The organism is Streptomyces niphimycinicus (assembly GCF_018883605.1).
Lineage (GTDB): Bacteria > Actinomycetota > Actinomycetes > Streptomycetales > Streptomycetaceae > Streptomyces > Streptomyces niphimycinicus.
The window spans coordinates 23868-43973 of the sequence record NZ_JAHLEM010000015.1 but is presented as its reverse complement, the minus strand read 5'-3'; the positions used below and the strand labels follow the sequence as shown (position 1 = coordinate 43973).

10 protein-coding genes and 1 pseudogene are annotated in these 20106 nt (G+C 66.6%); 4 read left to right on the top strand and 7 right to left on the bottom strand.

What is annotated here, in order from left to right; genetic code table 11:
• Positions 1-172 precede the first annotated feature (172 nt).
• Both KN815_RS01885 and KN815_RS51455 read right to left on the bottom strand, forming a co-directional pair.
• Entirely contained in the window at positions 173-403 is a 231-nt protein-coding gene (locus KN815_RS01885; protein ID WP_216339519.1) for a hypothetical protein, read from the bottom strand.
• A 660-nt stretch (positions 404-1063) separates the two neighbouring features.
• Complete coding sequence (locus KN815_RS51455) at positions 1064-1189, bottom strand: hypothetical protein (protein WP_301184537.1); 126 nt, start codon at positions 1187-1189, stop codon at positions 1064-1066.
• A 149-nt stretch (positions 1190-1338) separates the two neighbouring features.
• Here KN815_RS51455 and KN815_RS01880 point away from each other — a divergent pair.
• Positions 1339-1590 (top strand): annotated as a pseudogene (locus KN815_RS01880) (lytic polysaccharide monooxygenase); the annotation flags it as partial.
• A 196-nt stretch (positions 1591-1786) separates the two neighbouring features.
• Here KN815_RS01880 and KN815_RS01875 read toward each other — a convergent pair.
• Together KN815_RS01875 and KN815_RS01870 are read right to left on the bottom strand one after the other, a co-directional pair.
• On the bottom strand, positions 1787-2434 hold the full coding sequence (locus KN815_RS01875; RefSeq protein ID WP_216339517.1) for a DUF4276 family protein: 648 nt from the start codon (positions 2432-2434) through the stop codon (positions 1787-1789).
• Positions 2431-3846, bottom strand: a complete 1416-nt coding sequence (locus tag KN815_RS01870; RefSeq protein ID WP_216339516.1) for an AAA family ATPase — start codon at positions 3844-3846, stop codon at positions 2431-2433. Before KN815_RS01870 ends, KN815_RS01875 begins: the two co-directional genes overlap by 4 nt.
• Before the next feature lie 282 nt (positions 3847-4128).
• Between KN815_RS01870 and pglX (KN815_RS01865) the strand changes: the two genes are divergently transcribed.
• Positions 4129-7680, top strand: a complete 3552-nt coding sequence (gene pglX / locus KN815_RS01865) for a BREX-2 system adenine-specific DNA-methyltransferase PglX (protein ID WP_253208688.1) — start codon at positions 4129-4131, stop codon at positions 7678-7680.
• Positions 7681-7688: 8 nt separating this feature from the next.
• Here pglX (KN815_RS01865) and KN815_RS01860 read toward each other — a convergent pair whose 3' ends face one another.
• On the bottom strand, positions 7689-8591 hold the full coding sequence (locus tag KN815_RS01860) for a hypothetical protein (RefSeq protein ID WP_216339512.1): 903 nt from the start codon (positions 8589-8591) through the stop codon (positions 7689-7691).
• The gene (locus KN815_RS01855) at positions 8591-10483 is read right to left on the bottom strand and encodes a DUF2075 domain-containing protein (RefSeq protein WP_216339510.1); all 1893 of its coding nucleotides are present in this window, start codon (positions 10481-10483) and stop codon (positions 8591-8593) included. Before KN815_RS01855 ends, KN815_RS01860 begins: the two co-directional genes overlap by 1 nt.
• 342 nt (positions 10484-10825) lie before the next feature.
• On the opposite strand from KN815_RS01855, the gene pglW reads away from it, so the two are divergent.
• The gene (pglW, locus tag KN815_RS01850; protein WP_216339508.1) at positions 10826-15529 is read left to right on the top strand and encodes a BREX system serine/threonine kinase PglW; all 4704 of its coding nucleotides are present in this window, start codon (positions 10826-10828) and stop codon (positions 15527-15529) included.
• 69 nt (positions 15530-15598) lie between these two features.
• On the top strand, positions 15599-19378 hold the full coding sequence (gene pglX, locus KN815_RS01845) for a BREX-2 system adenine-specific DNA-methyltransferase PglX (protein ID WP_372458227.1): 3780 nt from the start codon (positions 15599-15601) through the stop codon (positions 19376-19378).
• Between the two features lie 4 nt (positions 19379-19382).
• On the opposite strand, the gene KN815_RS01840 is transcribed toward pglX (KN815_RS01845), so the two are convergent.
• Positions 19383-20045, bottom strand: a complete 663-nt coding sequence (locus KN815_RS01840; protein ID WP_216339506.1) for an ATP-binding protein — start codon at positions 20043-20045, stop codon at positions 19383-19385.
• Positions 20046-20106 lie beyond the last annotated feature (61 nt).

Genomic DNA, 20106 nt, shown 5'->3' with positions numbered 1-20106 from the left:
AACACAGTCGAATGTTGAACTATCAGCATTCCATTTCCGCAGGTCAGCCCACGAATCAGTAGAGCGCCGGAGAACCACAGAGAGCAGGGTCTCTGCGCCGTCTCCTTCTTCAACTGCCGTCCGCAGGATCTCTCCAGATCGCCGAAGAACTGGACGGCAGCCAGACGTCAGGTCAGTCTCGGTCGAGGGCCGGAGGCTCTTCGTGGACAGGCAGCGGCTCGCCATCTATGACAAACCCAAGAGATATCTGCACGTAGCGCAAATAGTTCCTCACGTCTCTGATCACTCGTTCGGGATGCCGGCCTCCCGCCCTACGCCTCCCCGCGTCGTAGACGAGGCGCACCAATACTCGATACCGCTCACGCATCTCGGCGTCTGTGATCGAGAAGAGTTCGGTGAACATCCCACGACGGACGGATTCCATGGCCTCAGCGCAACGCGCCCGTGCATGTTCACTCAGCCTGGGGGTTTCAAGAGCTACGTCCGGCAATGAGGGCAACCACGCATAGAGATCGGCCAAGCGTTCAAGGAGCTGCCTGGCCGCGCCCGCCGAGTTCTCCCGCTCTCTCTCGGCCTGGGCCAATTGCACACTAGCGGTATGTTGCTCAGCTGCTAGTTGAGCCTGTGCGCTGATCGTCTTGGTAGTTTGCCACCGCGCAACGAGTACGGTGATGGCGCCGCCAACGACGGTCCCCAGTAAGGCACTGAGCGCTTGGCTCATCAGATCAGTCCAGTCCGGCACACACGACATGATCCGCAGGTCGGCCTACGCTGAGCAACGGGTGCTCCCGCCTCTTCCGGAAAGTCCGGCGGCGTCGACCTGAGCATCGAAACGCAGCATGCGCCGCCCGACGACATCCGCGCCGAGAGCCCGGAGGCCGAAGCTGGCTGACCGCAGACCGCCCGGCTTCCCCAGGCGGTCTGTCGTCGCCCATCCGGGCGGCGCGCGTCCCCGATCATCCAGCCCGTCGAGGCGGATCATGGCGCGGAAGTGCAGAGCAGGCCGCGCCATTGGCTCCCGACGGGTGTGGACGGGGCCGAAGCCCGAAGCGGATTGACGCCGTCAGGTGTCCGTGACGGCGGCTTGGACGGCGGGTGTGGTCACTGCGACGCGCAGCGTCCCCTCGGCCGAGGGGACGAGCCGCGCCACCGTTTCGTCCTCTTCGTGGAATGCGAACAGGGCCCGCACCGGGGCTTCGTGGAGACGTGGCGTACGGTCCAGTTGGCGCTCTCGAGGTACGCCTGCGCCCGTCCGAGCGCGTCGGCTGCTTCCTCGACGGTGAGCGGGCCGGTGGACCAGTCGTGGTGGAGCCAAGTGCCGTCAGCGTCCTGAACGCTGCGCACGCCGTCACGAACATCGGCGGCAAGTTCACCGTCAAGCTGTACGACCAGGCCAGCCACGGTGCGGACTACTTCAAGGTGTATGTGTCCCGCCAGGGGTACGACCCCACCACCCAGCCGCTCAATCAGAACTACGCGATCAATGTCAGCACCTCCGGCTACACCGGCCGCCACGTCCTCTACACGATCTGGCAGGCATCGCACATGGACCAGACGTACTTCCTGTGCAGTGACGTGAACTTCGGCTGAGCCACATCCCACACCCGACCCCGCCGGACGCGACGTGTCCGGGTCGATGCCGCGGGCATCGCGGAAGTCGCCCGCGCACCCTGGTCCCCTATAGCGAGGACCGGCCAAGGCAGTGCCGCGAGCCTGCATGGTTACCTGTCCTACGACCGGGCTCCAGCGAGCCGACGGACATCGGATTCGGCGTAACGGGCAGCACTCATGCGATGTCGGAGACTTTGCCCAGCACCTCACGGAGGTCGTTGGTGAACGACATCCAAGAGGCGAGCTGCTTTACAGGCCCTTCGCGATCCAGCATCTGTAGGAGCCGTGCGCGGTTCTCGCAGAAGCGTGCCTGGAGCTTCTTCAGGCCACGCCCCTTCTCTTCGCTGGCCGTGGCGAGCGCTTGCCTGAGCAATGCCTTGGGATTCGGCACCGATTCGGCCTTGGCCGCCTTCGGCAGACCGAGTGCCACTCTGCCGTTGGGATTCCCCGCCACCTCACGGATCGCGGCGTGGTCAAGCAGCAGCCACGCTTCCAGCATCCGCACAGGGATCACCGGTACGTGTGCCAGACCCGGGCTCACTTGGGCCACCGCTTTGGCGATCTCCCGGCGGCGATGGTCCGCCGGATGACCGTCCGCATCGCGGTGGATGACGACGAGATCGTACGCGCGTTCGCCATCACTGAGACGCTGCGCGGCTCGTAGCTTGTCCTCGACCGAGTGACCGGGCTTGCTGGGCAGGCGATTCAGGTCGGGGACCGTCACGAGAATCTCCCTGCCCACGTCCGCGGCGATCGCCTCGATGTGAAAGCGCAGGCCGGTGTCGCTTGATCCCTCGCAGAGGTAGAGGGCGCGAACGGTCACGAGTCGCTCCCCTCAAGGGTCAGCCGAGCCTCTGGCGGAGTCGTGAGGTACGCGAGGATGTCGGCCACGGTGCCGTACCCCCTCTCGGCACCCCCGGCACGCCAAGTGCCGGCCAGGGGGCGCAGGCGCAAGCTGCGCGCCGTCTTACCGCCGGCCTCGGGAACGGTCGAGGTGTCAGCGATCAGCAGATCTGCGGGATCAACGAGTTGTACGACCCCTGGCGAGTGGGTGTTGATGAGAACCTGCCGGAAGGGATTGTCCTCATCAACCTGCTCATCGGCGTCCACCGCCAGGTCACGCACCAGTTTCACCATCGCGGAAAGATTGGCCGGGTGAATGCCGTTCTCGGGCTCTTCCATACACATCAGACCGCCTGCCTGCGGGTCCTCCAGTAGGACGCACAGCGCCAGGAAGCGCAGAGTTCCCTCGGACAGGCTGCGGGCCGGCAGCACCATGCCGTCGATCTCGTGCAGCTTGATCGTCAGCAACCTTCGCGTGTCGTCAGCCTCCACGTCCAGCGTGCGCACATGCAGACCCGACAGATCCGACAGGCGCCCCGCCACCCGCGAGTAGACACGAGCGGGGTCGTCCGACGACCTCTCCCGGGCGATCCGGTCCAGACACCGCGGCAGATGAAGACCGTCGGGCCGCATCAAACTGGGGTCGTCATAGCGGTCGGCGGTGCGCAGCGCGGAGGGTTCGAGAGCCAGCCGCCTCCAGGTTTGCATCTCACGCCGCGCCGCCAGGATGGTCGGATCGTCGTTTTCGTTGATCGTGGACAGCATGGTCCGCGGGGCCCGGCTCGCGGGTGCGGGACGCGGCTGGCCTCTGCGGCCCCCGTCGGCGTGGATACGGACGACCGCGTCGCCCGTGTCGAGAGTGGTGGAGATGTAGGGCGCGGCCGACCGGCGTCCTTGGATCACGGTATTCCGAAAGCCCTTGGCACTGTGCGGGAACCGCAGGTGTGATCCGGCGTCACGCGGTCTGATCTGGCTCAGGTCCTCGGACAGCAACGTCAGTCTGCCGCCCCGCTCCCCGCCCCTCGGGGGCTGGTATCCGAGCCGGAGCTCGTAGCGGAGGAACGTGGATGTCGGCTGGGCCAGTCGGCCGAAGTCGTCCTCCACCTCACCCGGAACAATCATCTCCGCGGCGAACGTCATCACGTGCTCGCCGGCCGCGTAACCGTTCCAGAACAGGTCCCGCGCGTCGCCGTGCAGCTCACCGTGGGTTCCGCGGACGGCCTGAGCCGCCTCGATCATGGAGTGGTCGGCGAGGAGACTCAGGAACTGGATCGCGTCGAAGACGTTCGACTTTCCTGTGCCGTTCTCGCCCGCGATGCAGGTGAACGGACCGAACTCAACCCTGAGATCGAGAAGGTTCTTGAATCCACTGACTTCAAGGCGTGTCAGCATGTGTCCCCCTTGATCATCCGGCCCTGTCGTCACCGTGGTACTGCGGTGCCCGGCGGTGTTCAGGCCGGCGCGCACAGAAATCATAGGGCTCAGGCCGTGACCGATCGTGCGCGTCGGTCGATGGCCGTCGACGCTCGGGCCTGTCGGGCTGGAGAGCTGGCAGGATGTATCCAATAGGACAGTGGATCGTGAACGCTGATGTTGTACGGAGGAGAGGTCGCCGCTGTGCCTCCGACTGACGGAGCCGATGCAGAGACGTCCTCGTTGGACAGGACTGGGCTCATGACCAACCTGCGCAAGCAGGTTCTGGCGCTGGAGGGCGACCTCCGTGAGCGCAGCGACAACGTGGAGCGCTTTCGCCGTCGCCTGAGGAACGCGTACGGACAGGCGAGTGCTTCCTCCCGCACGTCAGCCACATACGGAGTCTGGCGGAGCGAGCGCATCACGCAGGCCGCCGTCGCATGGGTCCTGGGCACGGTATTCGTGCGCTTCTGTGAGGACAACAACCTCATCCATCGGCCTTTTCTCGCAGGGCCTGGGGCTCGCTTGGTGGAGGCGGAAGGGCGGCACGAGGCATATCTCGCGGCGCACCCGGAGAAGAACGACCGGGACTGGTTGTTGGAAGCATTCACGCATCTGGCCCGTTCCCATCAAGCGATGGCCCGCATCTTCGACCTGGAGCACGGTCCGCTGGGGGAACTATCGCCCTCTCCCGAGGCCGCGGCCGCGTTGGTGGCGTTCTGGCGACGGCGCGGCAGCGACGGCTCGATCCGTTTCGACTTCACCGATCCTGAACTCGATACCCGTTTCCTGGGGGATCTGTATCAAGAGATCAGCGAGGCGGCACGGAAGACCTATGGGCTGATCCAGACTCCCGAGTTCATCGCGAACTTCGTCCTCGACCTCGCCACGGGCCCGGCTATCGCGGAGTTCGGCCTTCATGGTTTTCGCAGCATCGATCCGGCATGCGGATCGGGGACGTTCCCGATCGGAGTCTTCCAACGGCTGCTGGCCGCATGGCGACTGGCGGAACCTGAGGCCCCGGACCGCGAGCTGATCTTGCGATCGCTGGATTCCGTCCATGGCTGCGACCTCAATCCGTTCGCCGTCAGCATTACGCGCTTCAGACTGTTGATCGCTGCCGCCCGGGAGAGTGGCGAGCGGACCCTGGATCAGTTTCCCGACCACGTCATCAATGTGGCGGTGGGCGACTCCTTGCTGGAGGGGTCCGGCATGCCCAAGGAACTGTCCCTTTCTGTTTTCGGCGATATAGAACACGAGGGCGGCGAAACACGTGGGGACGTGCAAGAGTTTTCCGAGCACTGCCGCCTTTTGCGCCAGGGGTCATACCATTCGGTACTGGGAGAGCCACCCTATATCACCGTGCGCGACAAGGCGATGAACACGGCATACCGCATGCATTACACCTCCGCCACAGGACCCTTCCCTCTTTCCGGCTTCTTCACCGAGCACATGTTCCAGCTCGCGGCGCGAAATGTCACCACACGGCCTGGGTACGTCGGAATGTACACATCGAGCTCGTTCACGAAGCGTAATTTCGGAAAAAAGCTGATCGAGGAATTCTTTCCACGCGTCCGACTCACACATGTCGTCGACACCTCAGGAGTTTTCGTACCAGGCCATCGGACCCCCACTCTGGTCTTGGTGGGGCGCAATGATGACCCAGGCATGCGTGACGTACCGGTGCGATCGGTCCTCGGCGTGCGCGGAGAACCGAGGCAGCCGGTGGATCCGGCCCAGGGGATCGTATGGAAGGCGATCCTCGACCAGGTGGACCAGCCCGGCACCACCTCTGAATGGGTGAGTGTCCAGGACGAACCCCGTCAGCGCTTCCACCGCTTCCCCTGGACTCTCACGGGTGGTGGAGGAGCGGACCTCATGGACGTGCTCTCCCGCGCTCCACGCCAGTTGGCCGACGTTCTCGCCGCTCCGGTCGGCGTCCTCACCGACCCAGGGCGGCACGATGTCTTCACTCTCGACCGACCCTGGTTCACCAGGCATTCCGACTCGGCCGCGCTGGGTCGCGGCATGGTCACGGGCGACACCGTACGGGACTGGCGTGCGGGTGTGGCGGCGGACGTCTTGGCTCCCTATGACGCAAACGGCGGGCCCCTCCCCCCTGACCTCACCACCTCGTGGGGGAGGCATCTCTGGACGATGCGACAGGTTCTGCGTGCGGCCCCCGGGTCCCAGCAGCCATCGCGGGCCAGGCCCTGGTGGGCCTGGAGGCGCTGGCCCTACGGCGGGGCCCAGGGGCCGGCCATCACGTTCGCGTATGTGGCCTCACACAACCACTTCGCGCTGGAGGAGGACGGAATGGCATTCAGCCGAACCGCTCCGGTCCTGCAGCTGCCCTCAACCGCGGACGAGGAGGAATACGTCGCCCTTCTGGGAATCCTCAATTCATCAACGGCCTGCTTCTGGCTCAAGCAGGTCAACTCCAGCGCCGGATCCGATGGGCTGGGCATTCCGCTGCCGGGCGAGGAATGGGCGTGGTCCCGCACGTTCGCAACGGCGTCCTTCTCGCGGTTTCCGCTGCCTGCCGACCCTCCGCTCGACCATGCGAGGGCGTTGCACGCCCTCGGACGGAGCCTCGCTGCCCGTGAACCAAGCACCGTGTGTGCGCAGCAACGCCCGCTCGACCGGGACGCCTTGGATGCGGCCCGAAGTTCGCACGAAGAACTGCGTCACCAAATGATCGCTCATCAGGAGGAACTGGACTGGGAGGTATACGGCTCCTACGGACTGCTACCCGCTGACGACCAAACTCGCCTGACCATGCCTCCTGGTTCCGCGCTGCCTCCGCTGCGGCCCGGGGAGCGCGCCTTCGAAATCGTGCTGGCCCGGAAGATGGTCGCCAAAGAAGCAACGGACTCTTGGTTCACGAGAAACGGTGCCACACCCATCACCGAGCCCCCGTCACACTGGCCGTCCGCCTATCGGAAAATCGTGCGGGCCAGGATCGACGCCATCGAATCGCGCCGGGCCATCGCCCTCGTCGAGCGCCCGGAGTACAAGCGTCGGTGGTCATCGGAGCCATGGGAAAGGCGCGAGGAACGAGCGTTGCGCTCTTGGCTGCTCGATCGCTGTGAGGACGAACGACTGTGGTTCGAGCGTCGAAACGGCGCTGCTGTCCGCCCGCGCCCCCGGACGCCCGGCCAACTGGCTCGACAACTCGCTGACGATGCCGACCTGCGTTCCGTCGCCGCGCTCTATGCCACAGATCATCTGGACATGCGGGACGCGGCCCTCGGTGACGTACTGGGGGCAGTCCTGGCCACCGAGCATGTGCCATGCGTGTCCGCGCTGCGCTACAAGGAATCGGGGCTGCGCAAGCGCGCCGAGTGGGAACAGGTCTGGGAACTCCAGCGCAGCGAGGACAGGACGGGTGAGGCCCTCGGGATCCCTGTCCCGCCCAAGTTCAGCGCGATCGACTTCCGGCGGGCTGCCTACTGGTCGCACCGAGGCAGCCTGGACATCCCCCGGGAACGCTTCGTCTCCTATCCCGAAGGCGCCACCGAGGAGGGCGGTCCACTCCTTGGCTGGTCCGGCTGGAATGAGACGGACCGCGTTCACGTCCTGCTGGATCTGGTGAGTGAACTCATCCGGCGGCCCGACTGGACCGTGTATCAGCTGACTCCCCTCCTCGCGGGTATCCAGGAGCTGCTCCCCTGGGTCCGCCAGTGGGAGGCTCAAGAGGCCGAGGAATTCGAGCATCACCTGGACGAGCTGCGAACCTCTCATGGACTCAGCAGGCACGACGTTGCCGCCTGGCGGCCACGGAGAACGGTGCAGAGTCACATCAGGGGTTGACACCGAGTTCAGCCGACGACGTTGTCGCAGTGCCAGGTGAAGAAGGGCTCCCGGCTGGGGCCGTATTCGGCGACTGTCCGTCCTTCGAGGGCCTTGGCCGCCGCCGCGAGGTCCGGGGTGGTGTTGGCCTTGTCGCTCACGGCGATACTGCCGTCGCTCGTGACGTGCACGTAGCCGTGTTCGAAGAGCTCGTCACAGCCGAGGAGGCAAGCCGGCATGACATTGGCGAGTTGGAGGCGCTCTTCGCGGCTGGCGGCACTGCGACGCTTGATGTGGGCGGCGCGGATGAAGCGGACAGGGAGGGTGCGTCCGCACAGGGCGCACGTGGCCTGGTTGGCGCCCTTGAGGAGGCGCCTGCGGAGCTTGGCCTGCTCGCGCCGGACGAGCACCCGCGCGACCGCGTTTTCTTCCCCGTCGTGATCGATGCTGCCGTCCCCGGAACCGGGTTCCACTGGGGGAAGGGCATCGGCCAGATTCGTGACGACCGAGGTACCGGCCTGCAGGATCGCAACGCCTTGCTTGTTCGAGGACAGCCGGAGGGCTTCCATGCCGGCGGCGCCCAGAGCGCTGCCGTGGACGTCCTCCTCTTCGTCGAGGACATCGATGCCGATGCGCTCCGGGTACTCAGCGTCCGACCATACCGGCGCGTGCTCGACGAAGTAGGGGTTGGTGACTTGGGTGACGACGACGCGCCGGAGGCTGACATCGGCCCACTCTCCGGGCGGCACACGATTCGCGGGTCCCCCGTACCCGAAGACGATGAGGTCGCCCTCCTTCAGGGACTGGACAGCGGCGCGCGCGTTGGCACGGTCCAGGCCGCTGGTGTGCCAGCCCCAAACTCCACGGCTGAGTCCGATTTCCAGGTTGCCGCTCGACTTCTTGGAGACGTAGATGTACGCGGTCGTGGACATCAGCGCTCCATGCCCGGAGTAGCTTCCGCGTCTCCCGATGGCCACGGAGCACGGATGTCCGTGTTGACCAGCTCACGCAGCATGGCCTGCGTGTCCGGATCATCGGAGTACAGAACCGTCCCCGCCAGGCCACGGGTGAGAAGAACCTTGTAGGTATGGCGGATGAGTCTCTCGAATTCATCCGGCTTCGTTCGGGCGGCGACGGACGTGTCCTTGTTCTCCGCCTGGTTCCCGCGCCACTTGTTGCCGTCCCACACCAGATCCTTACCGAAGATGACCCCGTTCCAGGCGTACTCGAATCCCTGAGCCGTGTAGATGCAACCGATCTGGCCGAAGCCCGCCGGATCGGTGGCCCACAGCGGCGAAGCGGGCGCTCCATTCACTGATCGCTGACTATCGACGTTCCAGGGCCTGCGCCACTCACCGATGGCCACGTCGCTGACCAGGGTTCCATCGGCTTTCGGTTTACTCCAGCCCCAGCAGAAGCCTGCCGTCATGCGGGCGGTGAGTCCGGCCTCCTGCCGCACTCGGAGAAAATCCTCCATCTCCTTTGGGGAGTCGGCGACATATACCTGAAAATTTTCCTCATTGGTCCACGGCAGGGGCCCGCCGGGCTCAAGTCCCAGAAGACGAAGAATCCAGTACTCGTATGCGCGACTGCCGCCGCAGCGGAATTGCTCATTCAAGTCGACGCGTCGGACAATGTGTCCACGCGCGACGGCGGCATCACTGATCTTCTTGACGCTGCCCATTTCGAGAGGACGCACGCCCTGGTAGTCATCGAGCAGGAAGACCGGAACCCTGGCCGCGTCAAGGAGTTCATCTATTTGTCGACCTTTTCCGGTATGGGAGATTTCCCGGATTCGATGCGCCTCGTCACAGATCAAGACGTCGAGCCTGTTACGGTCGGCCGCCGAGAAGCTGTTGAAGTAATTGAACAGTTCCGCAATGCTCCCATTCCTCTTGCCGACCACCGTCCGCAGCGTCGTGGTGAAGGATCTGGAACCGGTGGCATGCACAACGCTTCGACGATTCCGACCCAAGTGCCCCATGACCTGCGCGGCGATGACACTTTTCCCGGAACCGGGGCCCCCCGAAACGACAATGACTTCTTTCGTATCGGACTGACTCGACAGCTCCACCGCGCGTTTGACCAGAGAGAACGCGACCTGCTGCCCATCCAGGAGCGTGAATTCGCCGCCGTCTATTATTTCGTCTGCGGCCGCATCCATCAGGGGGCGACTCGGCTCACGGGGACTGTCCAGCAGAAAGTCCGCAGCCGGGGCTCCTGGCGCTGGAGCGAGGCAGCGCCGCAGATGCTCCATCAACGCACCGCGCGTCGTCTTCGTGAAGAGCTGTGCGCGAGCATCGGGCAGCCTGAACAGCTCCGCAACGTCCTGGTCATCGGCATTGTGCAGGTAAGCGATCCCGGAAACATCATATTTCCCGGACTCCAGCACGCTGGTGAAATTCTGCAGGCAGTCACAATATCGGCGCACCTGGGCAACGGGGTGCAGTAGGGCCTGCTCATCGAGCTTGTCCACGAGGCACAGGTCGTCCGTGGACGGCACAAGCCTTGCCGCGCTCCACTGCTTCAGCTCCACGACCACGTAGGACGGCTTGCCTGTTTCCGGGTGCACGCCGGCGAGGACAGCGTCCGCACGCAGACTGGACAAGGGCAACTGCTGCTCGATCAGCACTTCCACCTGGCCGAGCCCGGCGTCACGGAGAACCTCCCCCAGCGCGGTGAGACTCTTCCCCCAGGACCGCCGCTCCCTGGAGGAAGGGCGCTTGAAGAGTGCGGATCGGTACCGCTCCGTGAGGTCCTCGACGAGTACTCCGGCGTTGATGCGGTCCAGCAGGGAAAGTCCGGACAGGCGGAGGAGGGGCACGGAGCGGTCTCCATACGGCTGAGGGGTCACATGCACATCACTGACGCACTGGTCGACGCAGCCCCGCGTCGCCTTGAACAGATAATAATATCAATAGCTGAGGCGTCGTCAGCCCAGAGCAGAAGCCCCCTCAGTCAGGGCAAAATGGAACCAATCGCACAAAGCAGGACCAGCACGGCCCACTCAGCCCCTCCCGCCACGGCGATCCCAGGCCCCTGCGGGCAGCAGGTCGCAGCGCTGCCGACTCCCACCTCGTAACCGATACGATCTGGGCCGGGGATATTGCTGCCGAGCAGCCGCAATCGGTACAGATCGACGACAGACACGAAGCGGGGATGGCGCATGCGGGACGGCCGGTGGGTCACGGTCACCGAATCCGAGTTCCAGCACGAGCGCCGGGGGCTGGAAGCCATCCGCGAGAAGCTCCCCGACAACGACCCGTGGCGGGCCTGGTCCAACTTCACCTTCACCGCGCACAGCGGCCACGTCAGGGAAGTGGACCTGCTCGTGGTCGCCCCCGGCGGGGTGTATCTGGTCGAGCTGAAGGACTGGCACGGCTCGGTCGAGTCTCGTAACGGCACCTGGCTGCAGACCCAGCCCAGCGGACGGCAGATCACCCACGGCAACCCGCTCCACCTGGCGAACAAGAAGGCCAAGGAGCTGGCGCAGCTTCTGGCTCAGGAGGGCGAGCGGGTGTGGGTCTCGGAAGCCGTCTGCTTCACCGACTCCTCGCTGAAGAACCGGCTGCCCGCCCACGACCAGCACGGCCTCCATACCATCCACCAGCTCGCCCAGATGCTGGCCGCGCCCCCTCACGACGAGCGCCGCCGCATCGACCGGACCCGGTCGCGCCGGATCAAGTCGACCCTGGATCGGGTGGGCATCGGCCGGAGCGACGCCGAGTACAAGGTCGGCCCCTACCTGTTGCACCGGAAGTCCTTCGACTCCGGCCCGACCTGGGCGGACTACCTGGCCCGGCACAGCGAACTGCCGGAGGCCGCCCGGATCCGTGTCTACCTGCGGGAGCGCGGCTCGGACGCCGAGCTGCGGGCCTCCGTAGAGCGCGCCGCGCGGCGCGAGGCCGCTGTGCTGCGGCGCTTCAAGCACCCCGGTGTCGTCCAACTGAAGCAGTACGACCCGTCCGGTCACTCGGCCGGGCCCGCGCTGATCTTCGACTTCGACCCTCATACGCTGCGCCTCGACGAGTATCTGGCGCAGTACGGCGAGAAGCTGGACATCCTCAGCCGGATGGCGCTGGTCCGGCAGCTCGCCGAGACCGTGCGCTCGGCCCACAGCCGCCGCATCTACCACCGCACCCTGGCCGCTCGCGCGATCCATGTGCTGCCCCGCGCCCGGGGCCGCGCCGCGAAGGCGGACGGTGAGGATGCGGCCTGGCTCACCCCGTATCTGCAGATCTCGGACTGGCAGGTCGCCGTCCAGCGCGGTCCGGGCTCCGGCACGCCGAGCAGCGGTGAGCGGTTCGCGCCAACCACGCTCTCCCGCGCGGGCGCCCATCTCGCGGAGGGCGCGGATCCGTATCTCGCCCCCGAGCTGACCGCGCTGAAGGCCGACCCCGTGGCGCTGGACATCTACGGCCTCGGCGTCCTCACCTACCTGCTGGCCACCGGCAAGGCCCCGGCCGCCAGCCAGGCCGAGCTGCTGGCCCGCTACGAGGCGGGCGAGGGACTGCGGCCGAGCGCCGTGGTCGACGGCCTGTCGGAGTACATCGACGAGCTGGTGCAGGCGGCCACCGCCTACCACGTCGACAACCGCCTGGACTCGGTGGATGACTTCCTGGAGATGCTGGAGGTCGTCGAGTCGGACCTGACCGAGCCCGCCCCCGCGGAGCCCGCACGGCCGGCCCAGCCCGAGAAGGACCCGCTGGAAGCGGTCGCGGGCGATGTGCTGGCGGGCCGCTGGGAGGTCAGGCGCCGCCTCGGTACGGGGTCGACCAGCCGCGCGTTCCTCGTACGGGACCTGACGGCGGGCCCGGAGGTGCGCTTCTCGAAGACCCTCGCGGTACTGAAGGTCGCCAACTCGGACAGCAAGGGCGAGATGCTCGCCCGCGAGGCCGAGATCATGGGACGGCTGCGCCCCGACTCGCGGATCATCCGCCTCGTCGAACCGGAACCGCAGCGCATCGGCGGCCGCACCGTCCTCGTCATGGAGTACGTCGGGAACGAACGCGAGGCCGACGGCGAACCGGCCACACCCGGAGAGCGCAGGAGCAGGCGGCGCGAGGAGACCGTCGCCCGCCAGCTCCGGGAGTTCGGCCGCCTGTCCGTGGACCAGCTCGAGGCGTACGGCGACTACCTGTTCGGCGCGGTGGACTTCCTCGAGGGCGAGGGCGTGTGGCACCGCGACATCAAGCCGGACAACATCGCCATCCGCATCCGCCCGAACCGCACCCGTGAGCTGGTGCTCATCGACTTCTCGCTGGCCGCCTACCCGGTGCAGGAGACCGGGGCCGGGACGGACGGCTATCTGGACCCGTTCATCGGCACGCTCACCGAGCGCTCGGTGTACGACGGGCACGCCGAGCGGTACGCCCTGGCCGTCACCCTGCACGAGATGGCCTCGCGGGAGCTTCCGGTCTGGGGCGACGGCAGGGTCTCGCCGCGCCAGACCAAAGCCGAGAAGGAGCCGTACCCGAAGATCGCGGCCGATGCCTTCGACCCGGCGGTGCGCGACGGCCTCGTCGCGTTCTTCCGCAAGGCCCTGCACCGGGACGCGGCCCAGCGCTATCCCGATCTGAAGCCGATGCGGGACGCCTGGAAGAAGATCTTCCTGGCCATGGACGAGGCGAAGCCGTCGTCGCGCCGCTCCCGTCAGCCCACCCCCGCCCCGGGCGGCGGGATCGGTACGGGCGGTACCGCGGGCGGTACGGGCGTCACCGGGGAGACGCCCGCGGAGGCCCGGGAGGCCCCGATCCCGGCCGCCGAGGAGGAGAGCGCCGAGCAGCAGCGCGACCGGCTGGCGGCCGAGGCCGACCGCGGGACCCCCATCTCGGCCTCCGGCCTCAGCCCGGCCGCCCAGTCCTTCGTCCACGGGCTGGACGTCAACGACGTCGGCGGTCTGCTCGACTACAGCCGCCACCAGCTCGTCAACGCGCCGGGCCTGGGCGCCAAGACCCGTAAGGAAGTCCTCCGCCGCATCAAGGAGTGGCGGCAGCGGCTCGCCGAACAGCCCGCCGCCCCGCTCACCCCCGAGGGACGCAAGGACGCGAAGGAGGAGCTGTCGGTCGCGGAGGCCGCGCTCGCCACCGCGATCGCGGAGAACGGCGACGCGGAGGGCCTGCCCGAACTCGCCCTACGCAGGGTCACCCTGGACACGCTCGCGACCATCTTCGTACCGGAGTTGAAGAAGGACGAGTCGAACCGCAACGAGTGCGAGATGGTGCGGCTGCTCCTCCGGCTCCCCGACGAGCGGGGCACCCTGCCCGACATCGGCGTCTGGCCCAAGCAGAAGGACGTGGCGAGCGCGCTGGGGCTGTCGGCGGGCCGCATCCCGCAGATGCTGAAGAACCAGCGCACCCGGTGGAAGAAGAACCCGGCGGTGCGGGTGCTGCGCGCCGAGATCCTCGGCCTGCTGCGGGACCTGGGCCGGGTCGCCTCCGCGGCGGAGATCGCCGACGCCCTGGCGGTGCGTCGCGGCACCCAGCTCCCGGAGCGCGAGCAGCGCCGGGCGCTGGCGCTGGCCGCCGTACGCGCGGTGGTCGAGGTCGAGCAACTCGTACCGGACGAGGCCGAGTTCCAGCACGCGCCGAACCGTGACGCGGCCGACGAGGGCATGGGGGCGGGGCTGCTGGCCCTGGAGGTCGGCCCCGACGACGCACCCGAGACCCCCTCCGGGCCCGGTCTGCTCCACTACGCGCAGAAGCTGGGCAAGGTCGCCGACCGGCTGGCGAAGCTGGACACCCTGCCGACGGCGGCCACGGTGCTGGCCGAGCTGGGCGCCATCGCGCCGCCGAGCCCGGCGGTGGAGTGGGACGAGCGACGCATCGTCGAGATCGCCGCCGCCGCCTCGCGCCGGGCCGCCGCGACGCCCCGCCTCGAGATCTACCCCCGCGACCTGCCGCTCGTACGGGCGCTGCGCCTCACCCAGGCCGGCCTGGTGCCGCGCATCCCCGGCATGCCGGACGAGCGGCAGCCGGGGCTGACACCCAAGGACATCCACGAGCGGGTCCGGGCGCGCTTCCCCGAGCTGTTGAACGAGCGGCGTGGTCACGCGCTGCCGACGGACGGGCCGCTGGCACGGGCGCTGCGGGAGGCCGGGTTCGACCTGGAGCTGAAGACCCGCGAGGGCCACGGGACGCTGCGCTACATCCCGCGCCAGCGCGACGGCCAGTCCACGTACCTGTCGTCGGACGCCGCCCGCCAGGCCACCGGCGTCCTCACCGCTCACCGCTACTCCGACGACCCGCAGCTCGCGGGCGCGGCGGTGGCCGAGGAGCGGCTGCTCACCTCGGCCCGCCGGGACGGCTTCCGGGTGCTGACGGTACGGACGGGGCTGGCGAGCCGCGCGGTGGACGAGCTGACGACGGACCGCTTCGGCGCGGAGGCGGTGTCGGTGACCGATCTGTTCTTGCGGGCCCTGCACGAGCAGGTGGACCCGCGGCCGAAGCCGACGTGGGAGACGATCCTGCGCGCGGACGCGGCGGAGCCGGGTTCGAAGGCGGCGATGCGGTTCGGTGAGTACGCGCGGACGAGTTGGGGCGCGGTGGAGCCACGGCTGCGGGAGCTCGTGTCGGGGGCGCGGGGGTCGGGCTCGGGGTCTCCTCTGTTGCTGACGGACGCGGGTGCGTTCGCGCGGTACGACGCGATGGCGGTGCTCGAACGGCTCGCCGACGCGGCGCGGGACGGCGGGCGCGGGCTGTGGCTGCTGTGCCCGCAGGGCGACCCGGCGCGACCTCCGAGACTGGGCGCGGTTGCTGTGCCGTACCAGTCGGGGCTGGGAGAATGGATCGAGTTGCCTGAGTCGTGGGTGGCCAACGCCCACCGGGCCGAGGCGTCGGCGGCGCGTGCGGGCTTGCCGGGGGATGGCTAGCGGCGGGGCGGGAGCCGCCAGGGCGATGGGCACATAGGGGACAACGGGGAACACGGGAGATGTGACGACGTGATTGACGCTCCAGCGCTGCGGACCGACCTGATCAAGCAGGTCAAGGCGATCGAGGTGGATCTCGCCAAGCAGGTCAAGGACGGGGAATCGGTCCTCAAACCGTTGCGGCAGGAGTACGAGAAGGCGGGCAAGGCGGATCCGGCGACTCCGCGGTGGAGTGCTTGGTTGGATGCGCGTTTGGGTTCGGCTGAGGGTGAGTTGTCGGCGGACCGCGTGGAGCGAGTGCGGGCGGCGGACGCTGTCGCGGGGCGGCTGCGGGCCGAGTACGACGAGGCCCGGAAGCTGGGGCGTACGGCGGCGACGTGGAACGCGTGGCTGGACGAGCGGGTCACGCAGGTCGCGGTGGCGTGGGTGCTGGGCACGGTGTTCGTGCGGTTCTGCGAGGACAACCGGCTGATCGCGGAGCCGTATCTGACGGGGCCGGATGCGGAGCGTCGGGACCTGGCGGAGGCGCGGTACGCGCAGTACGTGGAGGAGGACCCGGACCCGACGTATCGCGGGTGGCTGGAGCGGGCGTTCGAGGAACTGGGCGCGGGCCAGGCCGGGAAGCTGCTGTTCGACAAGCGGCGCAATCCGCTGTACCAGATTCCGCTGTCGCATGATGCGGCGCGGGCGTTGGTGGAGTTCTGGCGTGAGCGGGGTGAAGGGGAGGACGCTGACCGGCTGGTCCACGACTTCACTGACCCGTTGGATGAGAACGACCCCACGAAGGGCTGGGACACCCGGTTCCTGGGTGACCTGTACCAGTGGCTGTCGGAGTCGGCGCGAAAGACGTATGCGCTGCTTCAGACCCCGGAGTTCGTGGAGGAGTTCATCCTCGACCGGACGATGGATCCGGTGGTGCGGGAGCTGGGCGGCAAGTTCGGCGAGCTGAAGATGATCGACCCGACGTGCGGGTCGGGGCACTTTGTGCTGGGTGCGTTCCGGCGGATGGTCCGGCTGTTTGCGGAGCGCGAGCCGGGGCGGGATGTGCACGAGCGGGTGCGGGATGCGCTGAACGCGGTGCACGGGGTGGACATCAACCCGTTCGCGGTGGCGATTGCGCGGTTCCGGTTGTTGGTTGCGGGGATGGCGGCGGCGGGTGTGCGGACGCTGGCGCAGGCGGCCAGGTATGACTGGCCGATTCACCTGGCGGTGGGCGACTCGTTGATTAAGGCGCGGCAGCTTGAACTGACACTGCTGGGTGAGGAGTCGGGGGACCCGCTGGCGGGGTTCTCGTATGCGACGGAGGACGTGCACGCGCATCCAGGGATCCTTGAGATGGGGCGATATGACGTGGTGGTGGGGAACCCGCCCTACATCACGGTCAAGGACAAGAAGCTAAATTCTTTGTACCGGGAACTGTACGCATCTTGCTCGGGAAAGTATGCGCTCTCCGTACCCTTTGCTGAGCGATTCTTCCAGCTCGCGAAATCCGGATCACCCGACGGGCGCGGATACGGAATGGTGGGCCAGATCACGGCGACTTCCTTCACAAAACGAGAGTTCGGAACCAAGCTAATTGAGGAATATTTTGCCCACAAAGTCGAGTTGACGGAAGTTATTGACACATCAGGGGCCCACATTCCAGGACACGGGACACCTACAGTAATCCTTGTGGGACGACGCCGCCCTGGAAGCGTCCGCACAGACACCATTCGAACCGTACGCGGAATTCAAGGTGAACCAACAGCACCAGAGAACGGCAAGAAGGGCCTGGTCTGGCAAGCAATCGCCCAGCAGATCGACAATCCGGGATCAAAAAGTCAGTGGGTCTCTGTAGACGACTTGCCCCGCGACCAGTATTTCCGCAAACATCCCTGGATGCTCACTGACGGCGCCGTCGAACTCAACGAAAAAATCGAGGAAACTGGGCGAATCAAACTGAGGAGCGTTCTGGCTCGAGATATCGGTTTCGCCAGCTTCCCCGGGCAAGACGACGCGTTCATCAGCACTCCGGAGGCCCTCCGGCGACAGCGCATCACTGGTGACCTTGCCAGGAAACTCATCGTTGGGGAGGTAGTCAGAGACTGGGACTGCCATTGCACGGAAAGTGCTATTACACCCTACGATAACGACCTTAACCCATTGCCCTACGATACTGGCGCCCCCTGGGCGCGCCTACTGTGGAAGACACGGAGCCACCTCCGCTCCACTACCGACTTTGATGGCCAGACTCAGCATGACCTCGGTAAGGCGTGGTGGGGTTGGTATCGCTGGGTAGCTGAACGTTATCGCACTCCACTGTCGATCACCTTTGCTTTTGTTGCGACACACAATCACTTTGTGCTGGATCGAGGCGGGAAGGTATTCAAACAATCAGCACCCGTACTTAAACTGCGAGAAGGGAGTGACGAAAAGGAGCACTTCCAGCTCCTGGGAATACTAAATAGCTCCATTGCGGGGTTCTGGCTCAAACAAGTGAGCCACAATATGGGAAGCACCGTAGATATGGAAGGCGCACGACAGAGCACCTTCCCATTCGAAGATTTCTACCAATTCAACGGTACCCCCATGGGGGATTTCCCACTTCCTCCAGATTTCCCCACGGAGCTTGCGACTTCCATCGACGGCCTAGCTCAAAGGCTATTCACTGTCACCCCTACGGCTGTCGCTTCAGCGACGCCTCCTTCCGCCTCTAACCTGCACAAGGCGAGAGAGGCATGGGAGTCCACCCGTTCCCGAATGATTGCTCTCCAAGAAGAGTTGGACTGGAAGGTCTATTCCCTCTACAACCTGCATACCGAGGACCTGCGCGCCCCCGAAGCCGACGTTCCCGAACTCGCTCTGGGCGAGCGCGCCTTCGAGGTCGTACTCGCCCGTCGCGTCGAGAAGGGCGAGGCGTCCGACGAGTGGTTCAAACGGCACAACTCCACTCCCATCACTGAACTGCCCGACCACTGGTCCGACGCCTATAAGGCCGTCGTCCAGAAGCGCATCGACGTCATCGAAACCTCCCGTGCCATCGGCATGGTGGAGCGCCCCGAATACAAGCGCCGCTGGGCAACTGAGGGATGGGACGCACTCCAGGAGCGTGCACTCAAGTCCTGGCTGCTGGACCGGGTTGAGAACCACGAGCTGTGGTTCCCAGACGGACAGCCGACCATCCTCACCCTGGACCAGCTCGCCTCCGCGCTGTCCCTCGACGAGGACTTCGTGTCCGTCGCGGAGCTGCATGCGCCCCGCACGGAGCTGGCGACCATCGTCGCTGACCTCCTCGCCGAGGAGCACGTGCCGTTCCTCCCCGCCCTCCGCTACAAGCCCAGCGGCCTGAAGAAGCGCCAGGACTGGGAGCACGTCTGGGATCTCCAGCGGAAGGAGGACGCCGCCCCGGACGAGCCCGCCAAGCGGAAGATCCGGGACGCCATCCCCGTGCCGCCCAAGTACACCTCGGCCGACTTCCTCAAGCCGTCCTACTGGCGCGCCCGAGGCAAGCTGGACGTGCCCAAGGAGCGGTTCATCTCGTATGCGACCGGCGCGATCTCCGGGACGCCGGAGCTGTTCGGCTGGGCAGGCTGGGACCACCGGGAGCAGGCACAGGCGCTCGCCACGTACTTCACCAACCACGACGGGCTGTCCTCCGAGGAGATGACGCCGCTGCTCGCGGGCCTGCTCGAACTTCAACCTTGGCTCGACCAGTGGCACAACGACTTCGACCCGCTCTACGGCAGCTCTCCCGCAGCCTTCTTCGCGGGCTACCGCGCCACCCAGCAAGGCGAACACGACCTGACCGATGACGATCTGCGGGCCTGGCGGCCCGCCCCGGCCACTCGCGGCCGGCGCTCGGCCAAGGGCTGATCGCCTATCCCGATGTGTCCTCGCCGTCGCTGCACGGGGAGGACACATCGGCGTCTCGTACGGTCAACGGCGCGGTGGGATCGACCCGCAGCCCCGGGCCGTCGTCAAGCTCAAGCACGACAGTGCACCCGTCGCCGGACGCAGAACGCTCAGTGCCCACGCTTCGGACCGTCCGCCAAGCGCCCCACACCCGTACGCACTGACCCGGGCGGACCGCTGCCGCAGCGATCTCAGCCCCATCACGCTCAGGAGCGCGGTCCGGGGCCTGCAGCTCGGCCCAGACGGTTTTTCCAATCCCGCACGCGCGTTGCTCGAAACCCCAGCGATGGGCCAGCGCCTGCACGAGCATCAGTCCCCGCCCGCCTGTTTCGTCCTCACCGGGCGCCCGCACCTCGGGCTTCCCTTCGCCTGCGTCGCTGGCTTCCAAGCGCAGCAGGCTGTCTTCCGGCAGCCATTCGATCCGCACTCCGACCAGCCGGTCACGCGGCACACGCACTCGCATCGCATTGGTCACCAGCTCCGAGAGGACCAGCTCAGCCGTCTCGGCCGCCTGCCCGATGCCCCACTCACCGAGTGCGGAATGCAGTAACGCACGCGCTCTGGGCACGCTGCTCCGCCGACGAGGCAACCGGAACTTCACTTCGTATGCGGTGGAGTGCTCTGCCATGACGCCCCCTGGGGGTCGGTAGCTGTCGATCAAGTCCCTGTGAACTGGTGGCGGTTCGAAC